Below are 16,243 nucleotides of genomic sequence, written 5' to 3'. Positions count from 1 at the left end.
CTCACGGGGCCTCGCCCTCCGACGTGCGCGGCTCCGCAGGCGCCGCCGGTGCGACCCGGAGACTGATGGCCGTCCACGAGACGGGCGGCAGCTCGATGACCGCGGCGCCGTCGGAGATGACCAGCGTCTCGTTCGGTCGAAGGGTCACGCGCTCGGGATCCTCGAGGGTGTTCACCGCGTAGACGTCGTCGTCGCTGAGCGTGCGGGCCTGCGCCTTCAGCACAGCGCCGAACTCCGAGACGTCGAAGGAGAGCGTCACCGGGTCGGTCTGCGATCGGTTCACCATGAACACGCTGACGCTGGCCGTGGCGGAGTCGAAAGTCGTCACGGCGTCGATGACCGGAACATTCCCGTACGTGTCGGTCTCATAGCGGTCGCACTCGACATGGGTCGGGACGGAATGCCCGGATGCGAGCTCCGAGGTGACGGCGAAGGGGAAGAACGTCGTCTGCTTCCAGGCGATGCCGCCCGGCTCCGTCATGATCGGAGCGATCACGTTGACCAGTTGAGCGAGTGAGGCGCTGGTCACCCTGTCCGCCCGGCGCAGCAGTGAGATGAGGAGGCTGCCCACCACCACGGCGTCCGCCACCGAGTACGCGTCTTCGAGGAGTCGCGGCGCCGTCGGCCAGTTCTGCGCACCGGTGATCTTGTCCACGGTCTCGAACCGGGCGTTGTACCAGACGTTCCACTCGTCGAACGAGAGGTTCACGACGTGGTCGCTGCGCTTCGCTGCCTTGACGTGATCGACGGTCGCGATCACCGAAGAGATGAACTCGTCCATGTCGACCGACGATGCGAGGAAACTCCCGAGGTCGCCGTCCTTCTCCTCGTAGTAGGCATGGCAGGAGATGTAGTCGATGTCGTCGTACGTGTGCGAGAGGACGACGCGCTCCCAGTCCCCGAAGGTCGGCATCGATCGGCTCGAGGAGCCGCAGACGACCAGCTCGAGCGAGGGATCGAACATCCGCATGGCGCGTGCCGTCTGTGCCGCGAGCTTGCCGTAGTCGTCCGCCGAACGGTGACCGAGCTGCCATGGCCCGTCCATCTCGTTCCCGAGGCACCACATCCGCACGTCGAACGGCTCGGCCCGGCCGTTCGCCGCCCGTTCGTCCGCCCGCGCCGATCCCGAGCTCAGGTTGGTGTATTCCAAGAGGTCGAGTGCCTCCAGAGTTCCGCGCGTGCCCAGGTTGACCGCGAGCATGAGCTCACTGCCGACGGACTCCAGCCACGACGCGAACTCGTGCAGGCCCACTTCGTTCGATTCCGCCGAATGCCAGGCGAGGTCGAGCCGGGCGGGGCGCTGCGACCGCGGGCCCACGCTGTCCTCCCACCGGAATCCGGAGACGAAGTTGCCACCGGGGTAGCGGATCGCGCTCACACCGAGTTCGGCCACCAGCGCCTTCACGTCGGAGCGAAAACCCTCCGCATCGGCGGTCGGGTGTCCGGGTTCGTAGATGCCGTCGTAGACGGATCGACCGAGGTGCTCCACGAAGGAGCCGAAGACTCGGCGGTTCACAGCCCCGACCGGATGCTGGGTGTCGAAGGTCAATCGTGCGGCGGTCATTTCTGCCTTTCGGTCGGATCTTCACGGTCCTGGCGAGCGGGTCGCGGCCGGCGTGCGGATGGTCGGTCTACTTGAGCCCGGTGCTCGCGACGCTCTCGATGAAGCGTCGTTGGACGAAGAGGAACATGATCGCGAGCGGCACCACAGCGATCAGGGAGCCGGCCATCATCACGCCGTAGGGGATGATGCCGCTGGGCCCCGTGAGCAGCGTGAGCCCGGAGGTGATTGTGCCCATCTCCTGCTCCGTGGTGAAGACGAGCGGCCACAGCAGATCGTTCCAGTTGTTGACGAACGTGTAGATGCCCAGCGTGAGAAGCGCGGGGACCGCATTGGGGAGCACGACGCTGCGGAAGATCCGGAACTCCGAAGCCCCGTCGATGCGGGCGGCGTTGTCGAGGTCGCGCGGCAGGGACAGGAAGAACTGGCGGAGGAAGAAGATCCCGAAGGCATCTGCCGCGCGGGGGATGATGAGGCCCCAGAAGGTGTTCACCCAGCCGAAGTCAGACACCAGCTGGTAGATCGGGATGAGCGTCGCCTGGAACGGGATCATCAGGCTCGCCACGATCACGACGAGGAGCACGCGGCTCCCGCGGAAGTCGATGCGGGCGAGCACGTAGGCGGCCAGGGAATCGAAGACGAGTGCACAGATGGTGACGCCGCCCGCGAAGATGAAGCTGTTGACGATCAGGCGGGCGAAGGGCAGGTCCGTGAAGATCCGCTCGAAGTTGTCGAGGGTCCATGCCCCCGGCACGAGCGAGGGCGGGAAGGCGTTGACCTCGGCCACCGGCTTGAAGGCGGTGAAGACGATGATGAGGATCGGCAGCAGGATCAGGAGCGTGACGAACAGCATCGCCAGGAAGTAGAGTCCGCGTCCGACCCGGAGTCGCGTGGGTCGGCGCCGGGAGAGGGCGATGTCGGTCATGCGGCGTCCTTCGCTCGACGGCCCGAGAGGGCGAACTGGACGAGGCTCAGCAGGAGCGTCGCGATGAGCAGCACGTACGACACCGCAGAGGCGAAGCCGAGCTCGAGATCACGGAATCCGGACTGGTAGATCTGCATGACGATCGTCTGCGTGCTGCGGTACGGCCCGCCGCCGGTGAGGACGTAGATCTGGTCGAAGGCCTGGAGTGCGGCGATCGTCGCGATGATGAGCACGAATCCCGTGGTGTTGCCCAGCAGCGGGAGGGTGACGTTGCGGAAGCGCGCGAGGGGGCCGGCGCCGTCCATGTTCGCCGCCTCGTACAGGCTCTTCGGGATCTCCTGGAGCCCGGCGAGGAAGACGATCATGTAGAAGGCGAAGTTCTTCCACACCGCGACCAGGACCACCGTCGGCATCGCGAGCACCGGATCCTGGAGCACGTTGCCGATGCGGATGCCGAAGGCCTGCAGCCAGTAGTTCAGCAGACCGACCTGCGGGTCGAGGAGGTACTGCCAGGCGAACGCGGCGACGGCGAGGGAGACGATGAACGGCAGGAACAGCCACGTGCGAAACATGCCTCGGAAGGGCAGGTTCGGGCTGTTGAGCGCGAGGGCGAGCAGGAGGGCGAGCACGACGGCCAGGGGAGTGAAGAGCACGGTGTAGAGCACCGTGTTGCCCATCGACTGGAGCATCTCGGGGTCGGTGAAGACCTCGATGTAGTTGGCGAACCCCACGTACTCCTCGAGGCCGAACCCGCTCGCATCGGTGAAGGAGAGCCGGAGTGCGGACACCATCGGCCAGAAGACGAACAGGGCGAGGATCGTCAGCGCGGGCACGAGGAAGGCGAGGATCGTGAGGCGGCGCTTCGCGGCGCCGCCGATCGGGCCGCGTCCGCCGAGCTGCGCCGTAGGGCGCCGGCGTCGGGCGGGTGGGGAAGTCGTGGCAGTCATCGTCACTCTCTCTACAACGTTGTAACCCACACAGTAAGGACCTCGGGGCGGCTCGTCAACTCGCGATTCCGGTTCTCGGGCCGCCGCGGGCGAGCGCTGTGCGGATGGCGGACCGAGCGGCTTGACATTTCTCGGAACATCGAGAACCATAACCTCTATAACGTTTACTTACAACGTTGTAAAGCGATGATGAGGACACCCGTCCTCCGCGCCGACAGAGTGGTCGAACAGTGGAGGTTCCCCTGATGAAGAAAGCACTACCCGCAGCGTTCGCGAGCGTCCTTCTGCTCGCCCTGGCCGGCTGCTCGTCGGCCGGCACCCCGTCCGAAGAGGGCGGGGTCATCGAGCTCGATTTCTGGCACGGCTACACCGAGGCGGATGGCGAGGTGCTGAACGATCTCGTCGCCGAGTTCAACGAGTCTCAGGACGAGGTGAAGATCACCCCGGCGGTCAAGCCCTGGGCGACGCTCCTCGACTCGGCGCTCCCGGCACTGACCGCGAAGAAGGGGCCGCAGCTCATGGCGATCCCGCCGGAGAACATCCCGGTCTTCGCGTCGAAGGGCGCTCTCCAGCCGCTCGACGACTGGTACGAGAGCGACAGCGCCGCGGATGTCCTCAACCCCGGCGCCGTCGATACCGGTATCGTCGACGGCGAGCGCTTCGGGGCTCCGCTGAGCTTCACTCCGCTGACGATGTTCTACAACGTCGCGATGTTCGAGGCAGCCGGTGTCTCTGTGCCGACGACCTGGGACGAGTGGGTCGCGGCAGCCACTGCGCTCACCATCGACGCGAACGGGGACGGTGAGCCCGAGCAGTACGGGCTCGCACTCCAGGACAACGCGACCGTTGGCAACGGCGTCTGGCCGTCTCTGTTCAAGAGCGGTGGTGGCGATGTGGTGACCGCCGACGGCGACGTCGTGGTCGATTCGCCCGAGAATGTGGAGACGCTCACGTACTGGTCCGATGCGGTCGCCGCCGGAAAGTTCTCACCGACCGGCCTCACCGGGGCGGATGCCGACGGACTCTTCAGTGCGGGGAAGGTCGCGATGACGCTCGGCGGCCCGTGGCTCGCCACCGTCTCCGAGGAGTCGGGCATCGACTACGGCATCGCACCGCTCCCGGCCGGCCCCGACGGCATCGTCGCCTCGGCCCTCGCTGTCGACATGAGCATCACCGCGCAGGCGTCGGCGGAGGAGAAGGCCGCGGCCGAGAAGTTCTTCACCTGGTTCTACCAGAAGGAGAACATGGTCACGTGGTCGCTCGCTTCCGGCTGGCCCCCGCTCACGTCGGAGGTGTCGGCGGAGGATGTCGCGGAGAACCCCGTCGTGTCGGCCCTCACCGAGCAGTCCGAGTATGGCGCCGCACTCCTGCCCGGTGTCATCCCGTCGACGGATGTGCTCACCGCACTCGACACCGCCACGCAGAAGGCGCTCGCCGGAGGCGATCCTGCTGATCTGCTCCGCGCGGCGCAAGAGGAGATGGAGGCGGCCCTGGCCGGCTGACCCTGCTGCACGACTGCCCGCACCGACGCTCGTGATCGGTGCGGGCCGCCGTGTGTCCGGCGCCCGAGCCCGACGCGCGGCAGAGACATCGAACGGATCCCCGCGATCCGAGAAGGAGAATGACGACGTGAACTGGTTCGAGGACGGACGCCTGCGATTCGCCATGGGAGTGGAAGACACCTTCATCCCGCAGACGCGACCGGGGAAGCGCGCGCTGGATGAGTACGAACTCATGCAGCACTACCGCTTCTGGTCGGAGGATCTCGGCTACTGCGCCGAAGTCGGCAGCGAGATGGTGCGGTGGGGGATCCCCTGGTACCGCGTCAATCCGGAGCCCGGCGTGTGGGACTGGGAGTGGCTCGATGCGGTGATCGATCGCTTCGACGAGCTGGGGATCGAACTCATCGCCGACCTCGTCCACTACGGGACGCCGCTCTGGCTGGAGGATCAGTTCGTCAACCCGGAGTATCCGGAGCGCGTCGCCGAGTACGCGGCCGCCGTCGCCGAGCGGTATCGGGGTCGGATCCGCCACTACACCCCGCTCAACGAGCCGCTGCTCAACATCATGTACTGCGGCGAGTTCGCGCAGTGGCCGCCGTACCGTTCCGGTGACCGCGGGTTCGTCGAGGTCTTGCGCGGGATCTCGCGCGGGATCGTCACGACGCAGCGGGCCATCGCCGCCGTCGATCCGGATGCCGACTTCGTGCACGTGGAGGCATCGTTCCGGTTCGCCGGGGACACCGCCGCGCACAGCGAGACCCATGAGAACCTGCGGCAGCGCGCGTACATCGTGCAGGACCTCGTGATGGGCCGCGTCGGCGACGACCACCCGCTCGCCCCGTACCTGCGGGAGAACGGGTTCACCGACGAGGACTTCGCCTGGGCTCTCGAGAACACGGCGATGCCGGACGTCGTCGGGGTCAACTACTACCCGCAGCACTCCACGGAGGTGTTCGAAGCGGGCGTCGTGCATACGGGTGGCCCCCGCGATCTTCGGCCGCGCCTGGATGCCGGCACCGCAGGGCTGGCCGACGTTATCGAGTCGTTCGCCGCGCGGTACGGCCGGCCCGTCTTCCTGACGGAGACGAGCTACACCGGCACCGTCGATGAGCGGATCGCCTGGATGGATGCGTCGATCGCAGCGATCGAGGAACTCCGCGCGGCCGGCGTCGACGTCATCGGGTACACGTGGTGGTGCATCACGGACATGGTCGAGTGGTCGTATCGCCCGGGCGACGGGAAGCCCATGGACTACCGCCTCCGCATGGGCCTGTGGGCGCTCGAGGAAGACGAGGACGGCGTGCTCCAGCGGCATCGCACGCCGGTGGCCGACGCCTTCCTGCGGCATTCGCGGGCCTGATCGTCGCGACTCTTGACGGATTTACAACGTTGTGCAATTCTCCATTTACAACGATGTAAATCCTGATGGGGATCCCCGCGTCAGGACCTCAGACCTGGAGGACGCAATGAAGCGGTTATCGGTACAGAGATCTCGCGGGAGGCTGGCAGGACTGTCCGCCCTCGCTGCGACGCTGGCACTCGTGGCGACGGGGTTCGTCGCCACGAGTGCGCAGGCGGTGACGACGGGCAACGGATCCCTGGTGTACGCGCCACCGAACGGTTCGTCGTTCAACGACGAGGGCGGAGACGCGACGGGCACGGCCTACGCGAAGATCATCGCCCTCAAGCACAACGGCACCTCCAACGGGACGCTGCTGAACACGTTCGACGACGGACGCCTGATCAAGGACGTGAACCCTAGCTCCAACCCCACGACGGATACACAGGCGTGCCTCGCGAACCCCGCCCTGGCGTGCCACCAGGAATGGCCGATCTTCCGGAGCACGAACGACGGCGCGAGCTGGCAGAAGATCTCGGCGGTCAACCCGGGACTGCAGTTCCCCGGGACCGCCGGTCAGGAGAGCACGACACAGCTCGACCGCCTGGCGCAGCCTTTCCTCTTCGAGGTGCCGCAGACGACCGGGAACCTCGCGGCGGGCACCATCCTGCTCACCGGTCAGATCAGGCCGGCCGACCGCAACGCCGCGTCGTCGGTGACCAAGCTCGTCGTCTACAAGAGCACCGACCGAGGGTCATCCTGGAGCTACGTGAGCACGATCGACACGGGCGGACCGGCGATCTACGACCCCTCGCCGACTTCCACGACCACGACCGTCTGGGAGCCGACTCTGGCGATCGACGGAGGGGGAGGGCTCGTCGCCTACTTCTCGGATGAGCGGCAGAAGGCGAACGGCGTCCTTCAGGCCGTCTCCTACCGGCGCTCGCTCGACGGCGGTCTGACATGGGGCGCCCTCTCGAACGTGTCGGCGCCCACCGACTCCACGCATCGTCCCGGCATGATCACGGTGGACAAGTTGCCCGACGGCTCGTACATCGCGACCTACGAAGTGGTCAACGCTCAGGGATACGCGTTCTCGAACGCCTCGCCGGTGTTCTTCAAGAAGTCGCCCGATGGCCTCAACTGGGGTTCGACGACGAGTCTGGGCACGCCGGTCGAACTCGCCGACGGCCGTGGGATCGGATCCTCGCCGACGGTGAAGTGGGTGCCCACCGGGGGACCGAAGGGAATGATCGTCGTCGCCTCGAAATGGGGGCTTGACGCCGCCGGCAACCTCGACGGCGGCCAGAACTTCTTCGTCAACTACAACCTCGGCGCCGGCCCGTGGGAGCGACTGCCCTTCGCGGTGACGTTCAACGGTCCGAGCTCCATCACCGGCTTCGCGCAGGGGATCGACTACAGCCCCGACGGACGCACGCTGTACCAGGCGGTGAACGTCGACAACTACCGGCCGAACCCGTCGAACCCCAGTCAGACCTATCTCTACAACGACATCCGGGTCGGGACGATCCCGCTCACGGCGACCTCGTACGAGGCGGAGAACGCTGCACGGACGAACACCACCCTCGTGACGCACGGCGACGCCTCGAACGGGAGCAAGGTCGGCAACATCAACTTCGCGGACAGCTCGGTGACCTTCACCGTCGATGCTCCGCAGGCGGGTACCTACGAGCTGAACGTGAGGTACGCCAACGGCATGGGGTCCACGAGCGGTCACGCGGTCTCGGTGAACGGAGGGGCAGCGACGAACATCAGCTATCCCGCCACCGCTGACTGGGGGCGCTACCTCTGGGCGCAGAAGACCGTGACCCTCAACGCTGGTTCGAACACGGTGCGGTTCGCCTACTCGGGAACCTTCGCGGAACTCGATCAGATCCAGCTCCACAAGAGCGGCACGACCCTGCCGGCGACGTTCCAGGTGCAGAACCGCAACAGCGGGAAACTCCTCGAGATCCTGTCGGCACTCACGACCGACGGCGCCGCCGCCGGGCAGTGGGGGCCGACGGCGAACGCCACTCAGGTGTGGAAGGTGCAGCCCGCGACCGGGGGGACGTTCGAGCTCGTGAACAAGAACAGCCGGAAGCTGCTCGAGATCCCGGGCGCCTCCACCGCTGACGGTGTCGGCGCAGTCCAGCGGTCGGCGACCGGCACCGCGACGCAGCGCTGGAACCTGTCGCCCAACAGCGCGGGGTATTGGACCGTCGCCAACGCGAACAGCGCGAAGCTCCTCGAGATCGGCTCCTGCTCGACGACCGACGGTGCGGTCGCGCAGCAGTGGGGCCCGACAGGAGCGGCGTGCCAGGAGTGGCGCCTCGTCAAGGAGGGCATCCAGTGACGCCGGAGTGATGAGGGGCGCGGAGCGGTCGGAGACATCGGCCGCTCCGCGTCTCTGCCCGACGCGGTTCAGTCCGCAGGGACGGCGGATTCGCGGACGACCACCTCGAAGTCGACCAGCACTTCTCGAGGCTCCGCTGGTCGACCGCCGCCGTCGCGGATGCGGGCGAGGAGGAGCTCCACGGCGAGAGCGGCGATCTGCTCCCGGCCGGGATCGATGGTCGACAGGCTCGGGAGCGTGTACTGGGCCTCGTCGATGTCGTCGAAGCCCACCACCGAGACGTCGTCGGGGATGCGGAGACCGGCCTCCTGGAGGGCGCGCATCGCACCCAGCGCGAGGGCGTCGTTGAGCCCGAAGACGGCATCGAACTCGACGCCGTCGTTCAGAAGGTCCCGGATCGCGGCGGCGCCGTTCGATCGATGCCAGAGGGTCGTGTACCGCACCAGCGACGGATCGATCTCGATGCCGGCTGCGGCGAGTGCCTGCTCGTAGCCCTGCGTGCGCAGGGCGGCGGACCCGACATCCTCATCGACGTGCGCGCCGACGAGGGCGATGCGTCGTCGCCCGGCCTTCAGGAGGAGTTCCGTCGCGGCCTGCGCAGCCTCGACGTTGCGCATGGTGACGTGATCGACCGGTCCGCCGAAGATGCGCTCACCGAGCAGCACCACCGGGAAGTCGACCTCGAAGTGATGAGCATCCGCCGGGCCCATGCCGAGCGGGCTGAAGATGAGTCCGTCGGTGAGTTGCATGCGCGGGCTCGTCAGAACGGCGATCTCGCGGTCGCGGTCGGCGCCGGTCTTCTCGATCAAGACCACGAGACCGTGCTTCTCCGCCTCGGCGATGACCGCGTCAGCGAGTTCCCCGAAGTAGCTGAGGCTCAACTCGGGAAGCACCAGCCCGATCACCCCGCTCCGCCCGGAACGCAGCGAGCGTGCCGACAGGTTCGGCTGGTAGTTGAGCTCCTCGATCGCCTCGCGAACGCGGGTTCTCGTCGACTCCTTGACGTGCGGATAGTCGTTGACGACGTTCGAGACCGTCTTTATCGAGACGCCGGCGAGATTCGCCACGTCGTGGAGGGTGGCTGCCATTCGACCTCCCAGACGTCAACACCGTCCTTGATGATACAACGTCGTAAAGCTCTCGACGCTTAGGGATGAGGCTCCTCTTCCCGCGTCGAGAACAGCGTGAAGGAGAGGTCGACGAAGGGCAGAGCGTCGCGCGGAACCACGGCCGTGCACACCACATGCTCGTCGACCCGGAATCCGACGCCGTAGACGAACGGGTCGGTGTCGATCTGTAACGCGGGGTGATCACGTCCGTCGACCTCGACCGAGGTCTCGGATACCGCGGTGGTCGTGGCGGCCCACGCGTCATCGTCGGCGCGCGGATCCCAGGAGAGGCCGAGCTCCTCGCGGAATCGGTTGCGCAGGATGTGGTTGGTGTGGTCGACGAGCTGCTCAGCGAGGCTGGTCCCCTCGCGGGCAGGCGAGGCATTCCAGGTGGTGCGCACCGCCTCCCACAGCATCGGGTACCGGAACACCTTCACCTGCTCGATCAGCCAGGTGGGTCGTCCCCACGGAGGTTCGTCGTCGAGGGAACGCCTCGTCGCCTCGTCCAGCTCGATCTCATTGCGCGGGTCGGCGTGGTCGTCGGGATACCGCCACAGCGTGTAGCTGAACGCCGCGGAGATCTCTTCGCGCCCGGTCGCGCCGCCCATCTCCGTGAAGCCGACGATCGGTATGCGCGTGAGCGCCGGTTGCGGCCTGAGCTCGAAGACGGGGAAGGGAAGGCTGCGTACCCGGGCCTCCGACTCGATGCTCGGGTCCGGCGCATCCATCGGGACCACTCCGCTGAACTCCATCGGTCCAGTGTGCCCCGTCGGGCCGCGTCACAACAGGATGTCGGCCGCAGTGGCCAGACTCCGCCATCCCATCTCGCGGGCTCCCCGTCGCTCCCGCACATCCGCTTCCGGCAGCGGTCCCAAGTCGACACCGGTCAGGGCCGCGATGTCGGCGACCGGCACTTGGAAGGTGCGGAAAGCCCCGAGAGGCGGCACGGCGAGCGCCCCCTCCCGCGTGTCGACGAGCTCGGACTGATCGAGCACGAAGCCGGTGGCGGCGAGCCCCTCGGAACCCTGCCAGGCGGCGATCTTCCAGAACCGCAGCGGGATCCGGATGCCCCGATAGGGCGGATCGGCGTCGGCGAGGATCGGCGCGGTGAAGACCGACACCCGCTGGTCGGTGGCCTCGGCGTAGGCCAGTACATGGTCTTCGAGGCCGAGCCAGAGCTCCTTCGACTGGTTGAAGCCGGCGGCCTGCGGAGCGGCGTTCGGGTAGAAGAAGGTCGCCTCGGTGGCGGCTCGTGCCGCGTCGGCCGACCCCCATCCGGGATCACGGCGGCGCACGAGGTGCCCGCGGTCGAGGTCATTGCGTGCGTATACCTCGGCTCCGGTCTGCTCGGCGGCCGGTACGCGTTCGTCGAGCCGCCAGTCGCCGGTGCGCGGCAGGTCCTGCAGGGACGCGCCGTCGATGTTCACCGCGGTCACTGCGGCGAGCCGCCGCGCGGGATCGAGGAGCACCGTGAAGCGCGGATAGGGAAGCGGGCGCACGGCCTGTGCCGGGCGCGGGAGGGGGACGGGCGCTGCGAGGAATTCCGGGTCGTAACCGTCGGTCATGTCTCCATCGTGCCCGGTGCCACCGACGCGCGCACAGCTCAGGTCAGTCAGTTCAGCCGACGATCACGTCGAGCGCGACGGTGGGGCACGCCACCCGCGGGAGGTCGGCGAGACCGCTGCCGCGCACCGAGTCGCCGGTCGCCCATCGCGGGTCGGTCGACACCACCACCCGCCCGACGCCGTTCGTCAGCGTGACCTCGCTGCCCAGCGCGGCGAACCGGTGGGTCAGGTCCCGCTCGACCGCCGAGACGAGCAGGTCGAGTCCGGCGACGCCGATCCGCTGTCCGTCCACATCGGCGGGCACGGCGATCGTGATCGTGTACTCGTCGCTGCAGAGGTAGTCGACGTACGGGCCGGCGACATGCGGCTCGCCGGTGGTCATCGGCACGCGGTACCACTCGAGCGCGCTGTAATCGATGTTCTCCTTGTTGAGCGACTGCGAGGCGAGCACGAGCTGCCGCCGGTCGTCGCCCTGCCACCACGCCAGGTGGCTGTGGGCGTCGGCGAGCAGATCGATCGCCGCGATGAACCCGGCGCCGTACACGGGAACGCCGCGCAGGTCGAGTGTCTTCAGGGCGTGCGGGCGCACCAGGGCATCGATCTTCGAGCGGGTGAGCGGTCCGGTGGCCCTGGCCCCGGCGGCCTGGGTGGCGAAGGGGCCCACCCAGTCGACCAGGGCCCGCACGGGCGCGGCGAAGTAGTCCTCCACGATCGCGGCCGCGGCCTGGGTGGCGGTGTCGGTTGCTGTGTTCATCGCGTCCTCCTGTGCACGTCGATGCGGGTCTTCGGAACTAGCCGTTCGCGGCCTGGAGCCGGATCAGCGCGTCGATGGTCTCGGCGGCCATGAGCTCGGTCCTCGCCCCGGCGGCGTCGGGGTCTCCGGCCTCCACGGCGTCGATGACGGCGGCGAGGTGCGCGGCCTGCCGTCGAAGGTTCTCGGTCTCGTGCGCGACGAGACGCAGGTACGGCGAGAGCTCGGCCTGCAGCTTCATCTGCTCGCGCGTCAGTCGCGCGGACTGGCTGAGGGCGACGATCTCGATCTGCACGTCGTCGAGCAGCCGGCGCTGCGCCTCGGTGTCGAGCTCGTCGATCCGGTCCATCCGGCGGCGCACCCGCTGCGTCTCGCTGGGGTCGGCGCGCCTCGCGGCCAGGCGGACGCACGCACCGGTGATGGCGGCGTAGTGCGCGCCCAGATCGCGCAGGGCGAGGCGCGAGGTGCGCCGCACCGCTTCCCGCGCGAAGGTCAGGGGATCGGCGTGCGCAGCGACGAAGCTGCCGCCGTTGCGCCCCCGTCGGGTCACGACGAGGCCGCGGCCACGCAGCGCGAGCAACGCCTCGCGCACGGTCACCGGAGCGACCCCGAGGCTCTTGCTGAGGTCGGCCTCGGAGGGGAGGCGCTCGCCGGCACGGAGGTGGCCGCGGGTGATCGCGTCGACCAGGCGACGCTCGACGAGCTCGGCCCTGCCCTCGTCGCCGATGGGCTGGAACAGAGCCCCCTGCAGTCGGTGCGGTTGTTCGTGCTCAGCGTCGGGAGAAGGCGCGGCAGGGGCGTGCGTCGGATGCGTCGTCGTGCTCGATGCCATTCTGCGATTCTCCCTTCCGCGCTCACCATACCCAAGAAACTCGCTGTTGACATATTACCTCTGGGTTTATATGTTTTGGGAATCTTCCGAGTTCGACGATGACCGAGGAGCGCGAGATGATCGCCACGGCACCCGCAGCACCCGCACCCTCAGAGGCCGCCCGCCCCGACGGGACGGTGACCCTGAGCGGCGTTACGAAGTCGTTCGGCGAGTTCACCGCCGTCCGCGACCTCGACCTCGAGGTCGCCTCGGGGGAGTTCCTGTCGATGCTCGGGCCCTCCGGCTCGGGCAAGACGACGGTGCTGCGCATGATCGCCGGCTTCGAAGACACCACGTCCGGCAGCATCCGCCTCTCCGGCGTCGACGTGACCAAGACCCCTCCGCACGCCCGTCCGGTCAACACCGTCTTCCAGGACTACGCGCTCTTCCCGCACCTGACCATCGCCGACAACGTCGGCTACGGACTGCGCGTCCGCGGTGAGGGCAAGAGCGCCAGGGCTGCACGGGTGCAGACCTCGCTGGAGCAAGTGCGCCTCGACCACGTCGCCGACCGCCTGCCGCACCAGCTCTCCGGCGGGCAGCGGCAGCGGATCGCGCTGGCCCGCGCCCTCATCCTGCGCCCCCAGGTGCTGCTGCTCGACGAGCCGCTCGGCGCGCTCGACAAGCAACTCCGCGAGCAGATGCAGATCGAGCTCAAGCAGATCCAGCGCGAGGTCGGCATCACCTTCATCTTCGTCACGCACGACCAGGAGGAGGCCCTCACCCTCAGCGACCGCGTCGCGGTGTTCAACGGCGGCCGGATCGAGCAGGTGGGCACTGCACGCGACGTGTACGAGCGCCCGCAGACCGAGTTCGTCGCACGCTTCCTCGGGCTGTCGAACCTCATCGGCGGAGAGCTGGCCGAGAGCCTGACCGGCGACCGGCGCACCATGAGCGTGCGGCCCGAACGCATGAGGCTGACCGGACCGGATGCCGCGCTCGCCGCGGGCGAGGTGTCTCTCTCCGGCACGATCAGCGAGGTCGTCTACACCGGCCCCACCACCCGCTACCTCGTATCCACCGACGCGGGCCTCGACCTCATCGCCGAGCGCCCGAACGCGCGCCACTCCGCCGACGACGATCTCGGCCGAGGGCACCACGTCCGTGCCGTCTGGTCTCCCGACCACGCGGCTCGGCTTCCCTGAAACACCGAACCCGAAACACCGCAACACACGAACACCCATGCACATACCTGCAGCACCGATCACGAAGGAGCGATCCATGCGTAAGAAGATCCTGGCCACCGCGGCGATGACCGCGGTCGCCGCCCTGGCCCTTTCCGGCTGTTCCACCGGCGGAGAGGAGGCGCCGGCCGAAGGAGGCGGCGGACTCCAGATCGACGTTCCCGACATCGCCATGCAGGAGGAGCTCGGCGACTACGAGGGCGAGGTCAACATCGTCGCCTGGAGTGGCTTCGTCGAGCCCGCCTGGAGCGACGCCTTCACCACCGAGACCGGCTGCGTCGTGAACCGCCGCGTCGCCGGCACCAGCGACGAGATGGTCCAGCTCATGCGCACCGGCGACTACGACCTGGTCTCGGCCTCGGGTGACGCGAGCCTGCGCCTGATCGCGGGCGGCGACGTGCAGCCGCTGAACCTCGAGCTCATCCCGAACTTCGGCGACGACATCGTCGAGGGCATGAAGGGCCAGATCTACGACACCATCAACGGCAAGTCCTACGGCATCCCGATCGGCCGCGGCGCGAACATCCTCCAGTACAACAGCGAGGTCGTCACCGAGGAGCCCACCAGCTGGGACATCGCGTGGGAGAAGGACAGCCCCTACGCGGGCAAGGTCATCGCCTACGACGCCCCGATCTACATCGCCGACGCCGCGGTGTACCTGATGGCGCACGAGCCCGACCTCGGCATCACGAACCCCTACGCGCTCGACCAGGAGCAGCTGGATGCGGCGATCGAGCTGCTCAAGCAGCAGAACGACATCGTCTCCGAGTACTGGTCCGACCCGGCCGCGCAGATCACCTCGTTCGCGGGCGGCACCACGGTGCTCGGCACGTCGTGGGAGGTGCTGCGCAAGCTGACCGAGGACGACAAGTTCAAGAGCGTGCTCCCGGAAGAGGGCTCGACCGGGTGGTCGGACGCCTGGATGATGGCGACCGAGTCGAAGAACCCGAACTGCGCCTACGCGTGGATGGACTACTCGTCCTCGCCGGAGGTGAACGGCGCGATCGCGATGAACTTCGGCATGGCTCCCGCGAACGCCGCCTTCTGCGACACCAGCGACGAGGCGAAGGCGCACTGCGACTACTTCAACGCCACGGACGAGGAGTACTTCAAGGACGTGTGGTTCTGGACGACTCCGATCGAGCAGTGCATCGACGGCCGCACCGAAGTCACCTGCACCAACTTCCAGCAGTGGACGGACGCCTGGCTCTCGGTCAAGGGCTGAGCCGCATCGAGGGGCGGGTCTCCCGGCCCGCCCCTCACCTCCGCAGATCTTCCGCCACCACGAACGGGATCGACATGAAGCGCCGCCTCCGCATCGCCGGGCTCCTCGCTCTTCCGATGACCTGGCTCATCGGGATCTACATCTTCTCGCTGGTCATGCTCCTCGTGACCGCCTTCTGGATCACCGACCCCTTCACCTCGAAAGTGAAGCCCGGATTCACGCTGCGCAACTTCGAGCAGCTCTTCGTCAACCCCGCCTACCTGTCGACGTCTCTACGCACCCTCGGGATCGCGCTGGCCGTGACGGTGCTCGCGGTGCTCATCTCCGTGCCTCTCGGCATCTTCATGGCGAAGGTCGCGTCGCCCTGGCTGCGGGCGCTGCTCGCGGTTTCGATCACTCTGCCGCTGTGGGCCGGATACCTGGTCAAGGTGCTCGCGATGCGGATCACGTTCACGGAGCAGGGCTTCGCGAACTGGCTGCTCGCGCCGTTCGGGCTCTCCGGCCCCGGCTTCAGCATCCTGACCGTCGTGCTGACCCTCACGTACCTGTGGCTGCCGTACATGGCGGTGCCCGTCTACACCGCGATCCGCCAGGTGCCGCCCAACCTCTTCGACGCCTCCGCCGATCTCGGTGCGGGGTCGTGGCGCACGATCATCTCGGTCGTGCTCCCGCTCATCAAACCGGCCCTGATCGCCGGATCGGTCTTCACGTTCTCGCTGAGCCTCGGCGACTACCTCGTCGCCCGGTTCGTCGGCGGCGACACGCAGATGATCGGCAGCGTGATCGCGTCGAACATCAACCTGAACCCGCCGCTGGCGGCCGCGTACTCGCTGGTCCCCATCGCGTTCGTCGTCGTCTACCTGGTGAGCGTTCAGCGCACCGGTGCCCTGGAAAGGATGTGAGTCGCG

14 protein-coding genes are annotated in these 16,243 nt (G+C 67.6%); 6 read left to right on the top strand and 8 right to left on the bottom strand.

Translation table 11 applies throughout. The annotated features are described in order from the left end of the window. Position 1: 1 nt before the first annotated feature. From arfA to ACWGO6_RS11180, 3 genes are all read right to left on the bottom strand, one after another. Positions 2–1,564: an arabinosylfuranosidase ArfA gene (gene arfA / locus ACWGO6_RS11190; RefSeq protein WP_452326735.1), complete on the bottom strand. Its 1,563-nt coding sequence runs from the start codon at positions 1,562–1,564 to the stop codon at positions 2–4. A 67-nt stretch (positions 1,565–1,631) separates the two neighbouring features. After that, complete coding sequence (locus ACWGO6_RS11185) at positions 1,632–2,486, bottom strand: carbohydrate ABC transporter permease (RefSeq protein WP_136043124.1); 855 nt, start codon at positions 2,484–2,486, stop codon at positions 1,632–1,634. Next, positions 2,483–3,433 carry a carbohydrate ABC transporter permease gene (locus tag ACWGO6_RS11180; RefSeq protein WP_452326734.1) on the bottom strand — a complete coding sequence of 317 codons (951 nt, stop codon included), beginning with the start codon at positions 3,431–3,433 and terminating at the stop codon, positions 2,483–2,485. The genes ACWGO6_RS11185 and ACWGO6_RS11180 overlap by 4 nt, the downstream gene beginning before the upstream one ends. A gap of 245 nt (positions 3,434–3,678) precedes the next feature. Here ACWGO6_RS11180 and ACWGO6_RS11175 point away from each other — a divergent pair, with 245 nt between their 5' ends. The 3 genes from ACWGO6_RS11175 to ACWGO6_RS11165 all read left to right on the top strand — a co-directional run bounded on the left by ACWGO6_RS11175 (position 3,679) and on the right by ACWGO6_RS11165 (position 8,630). Then, the gene (locus ACWGO6_RS11175) at positions 3,679–4,935 is read left to right on the top strand and encodes an ABC transporter substrate-binding protein (RefSeq protein WP_136043126.1); all 1,257 of its coding nucleotides are present in this window, start codon (positions 3,679–3,681) and stop codon (positions 4,933–4,935) included. A gap of 127 nt (positions 4,936–5,062) precedes the next feature. Beyond that, positions 5,063–6,295: a family 1 glycosylhydrolase gene (locus ACWGO6_RS11170; RefSeq protein WP_452326733.1), complete on the top strand. Its 1,233-nt coding sequence runs from the start codon at positions 5,063–5,065 to the stop codon at positions 6,293–6,295. 181 nt (positions 6,296–6,476) lie between these two features. After that, positions 6,477–8,630: an RICIN domain-containing protein gene (locus tag ACWGO6_RS11165; RefSeq protein ID WP_452326732.1), complete on the top strand. Its 2,154-nt coding sequence runs from the start codon at positions 6,477–6,479 to the stop codon at positions 8,628–8,630. Between the two features lie 68 nt (positions 8,631–8,698). On the opposite strand, the gene ACWGO6_RS11160 is transcribed toward ACWGO6_RS11165, so the two are convergent. From ACWGO6_RS11160 to ACWGO6_RS11140, 5 genes are read right to left on the bottom strand one after another with little or no spacing between them, the layout of a single operon-like run. Next, positions 8,699–9,718, bottom strand: coding sequence for a LacI family DNA-binding transcriptional regulator (locus tag ACWGO6_RS11160; protein WP_452326731.1), 1,020 nt, complete (start codon positions 9,716–9,718; stop codon positions 8,699–8,701). 59 nt (positions 9,719–9,777) lie between these two features. Then, positions 9,778–10,491 carry a hypothetical protein gene (locus ACWGO6_RS11155; protein WP_452326730.1) on the bottom strand — a complete coding sequence of 238 codons (714 nt, stop codon included), beginning with the start codon at positions 10,489–10,491 and terminating at the stop codon, positions 9,778–9,780. Positions 10,492–10,518: 27 nt separating this feature from the next. Beyond that, entirely contained in the window at positions 10,519–11,304 is a 786-nt protein-coding gene (locus ACWGO6_RS11150; protein WP_452326729.1) for a DNA/RNA non-specific endonuclease, read from the bottom strand. Positions 11,305–11,356: 52 nt separating this feature from the next. Continuing rightward, positions 11,357–12,058 (bottom strand): cache domain-containing protein, encoded by a 702-nt coding sequence (locus ACWGO6_RS11145; RefSeq protein ID WP_452326728.1) that lies wholly within the window; start codon positions 12,056–12,058, stop codon positions 11,357–11,359. A gap of 37 nt (positions 12,059–12,095) precedes the next feature. Beyond that, positions 12,096–12,887 carry a FadR/GntR family transcriptional regulator gene (locus ACWGO6_RS11140; protein WP_136043132.1) on the bottom strand — a complete coding sequence of 264 codons (792 nt, stop codon included), beginning with the start codon at positions 12,885–12,887 and terminating at the stop codon, positions 12,096–12,098. Between the two features lie 116 nt (positions 12,888–13,003). Here ACWGO6_RS11140 and ACWGO6_RS11135 point away from each other — a divergent pair, with 116 nt between their 5' ends. The 3 genes from ACWGO6_RS11135 (at position 13,004) to ACWGO6_RS11125 (ending at position 16,237) form a co-directional block, all read left to right on the top strand. Beyond that, positions 13,004–14,071 carry an ABC transporter ATP-binding protein gene (locus ACWGO6_RS11135; RefSeq protein ID WP_452326795.1) on the top strand — a complete coding sequence of 356 codons (1,068 nt, stop codon included), beginning with the start codon at positions 13,004–13,006 and terminating at the stop codon, positions 14,069–14,071. A 76-nt stretch (positions 14,072–14,147) separates the two neighbouring features. After that, positions 14,148–15,335: an extracellular solute-binding protein gene (locus tag ACWGO6_RS11130; RefSeq protein ID WP_136043133.1), complete on the top strand. Its 1,188-nt coding sequence runs from the start codon at positions 14,148–14,150 to the stop codon at positions 15,333–15,335. Between the two features lie 74 nt (positions 15,336–15,409). Then, positions 15,410–16,237 (top strand): ABC transporter permease, encoded by an 828-nt coding sequence (locus tag ACWGO6_RS11125; RefSeq protein WP_136043134.1) that lies wholly within the window; start codon positions 15,410–15,412, stop codon positions 16,235–16,237. Positions 16,238–16,243 lie beyond the last annotated feature (6 nt).

Source organism: Microbacterium sp. NPDC055665 (genome assembly GCF_053618035.1).
This window is presented reverse-complemented; position numbering and strand designations above follow the sequence as displayed.

Coding starts and splice junctions, on each gene's coding strand:
- arfA (WP_452326735.1), bottom strand. CDS start 1,564: ATGACCGCCGCACGATTGACCTTCGACACCCAGCATCCGGTCGGGGCT.
- ACWGO6_RS11185 (WP_136043124.1), bottom strand. CDS start 2,486: ATGACCGACATCGCCCTCTCCCGGCGCCGACCCACGCGACTCCGGGTC.
- ACWGO6_RS11180 (WP_452326734.1), bottom strand. CDS start 3,433: ATGACTGCCACGACTTCCCCACCCGCCCGACGCCGGCGCCCTACGGCG.
- ACWGO6_RS11175 (WP_136043126.1), top strand. CDS start 3,679: ATGAAGAAAGCACTACCCGCAGCGTTCGCGAGCGTCCTTCTGCTCGCC.
- ACWGO6_RS11160 (WP_452326731.1), bottom strand. CDS start 9,718: ATGGCAGCCACCCTCCACGACGTGGCGAATCTCGCCGGCGTCTCGATA.
- ACWGO6_RS11155 (WP_452326730.1), bottom strand. CDS start 10,491: ATGGAGTTCAGCGGAGTGGTCCCGATGGATGCGCCGGACCCGAGCATC.
- ACWGO6_RS11150 (WP_452326729.1), bottom strand. CDS start 11,304: ATGACCGACGGTTACGACCCGGAATTCCTCGCAGCGCCCGTCCCCCTC.
- ACWGO6_RS11145 (WP_452326728.1), bottom strand. CDS start 12,058: ATGAACACAGCAACCGACACCGCCACCCAGGCCGCGGCCGCGATCGTG.
- ACWGO6_RS11140 (WP_136043132.1), bottom strand. CDS start 12,887: ATGGCATCGAGCACGACGACGCATCCGACGCACGCCCCTGCCGCGCCT.
- ACWGO6_RS11135 (WP_452326795.1), top strand. CDS start 13,004: ATGATCGCCACGGCACCCGCAGCACCCGCACCCTCAGAGGCCGCCCGC.
- ACWGO6_RS11130 (WP_136043133.1), top strand. CDS start 14,148: ATGCGTAAGAAGATCCTGGCCACCGCGGCGATGACCGCGGTCGCCGCC.
- ACWGO6_RS11125 (WP_136043134.1), top strand. CDS start 15,410: ATGAAGCGCCGCCTCCGCATCGCCGGGCTCCTCGCTCTTCCGATGACC.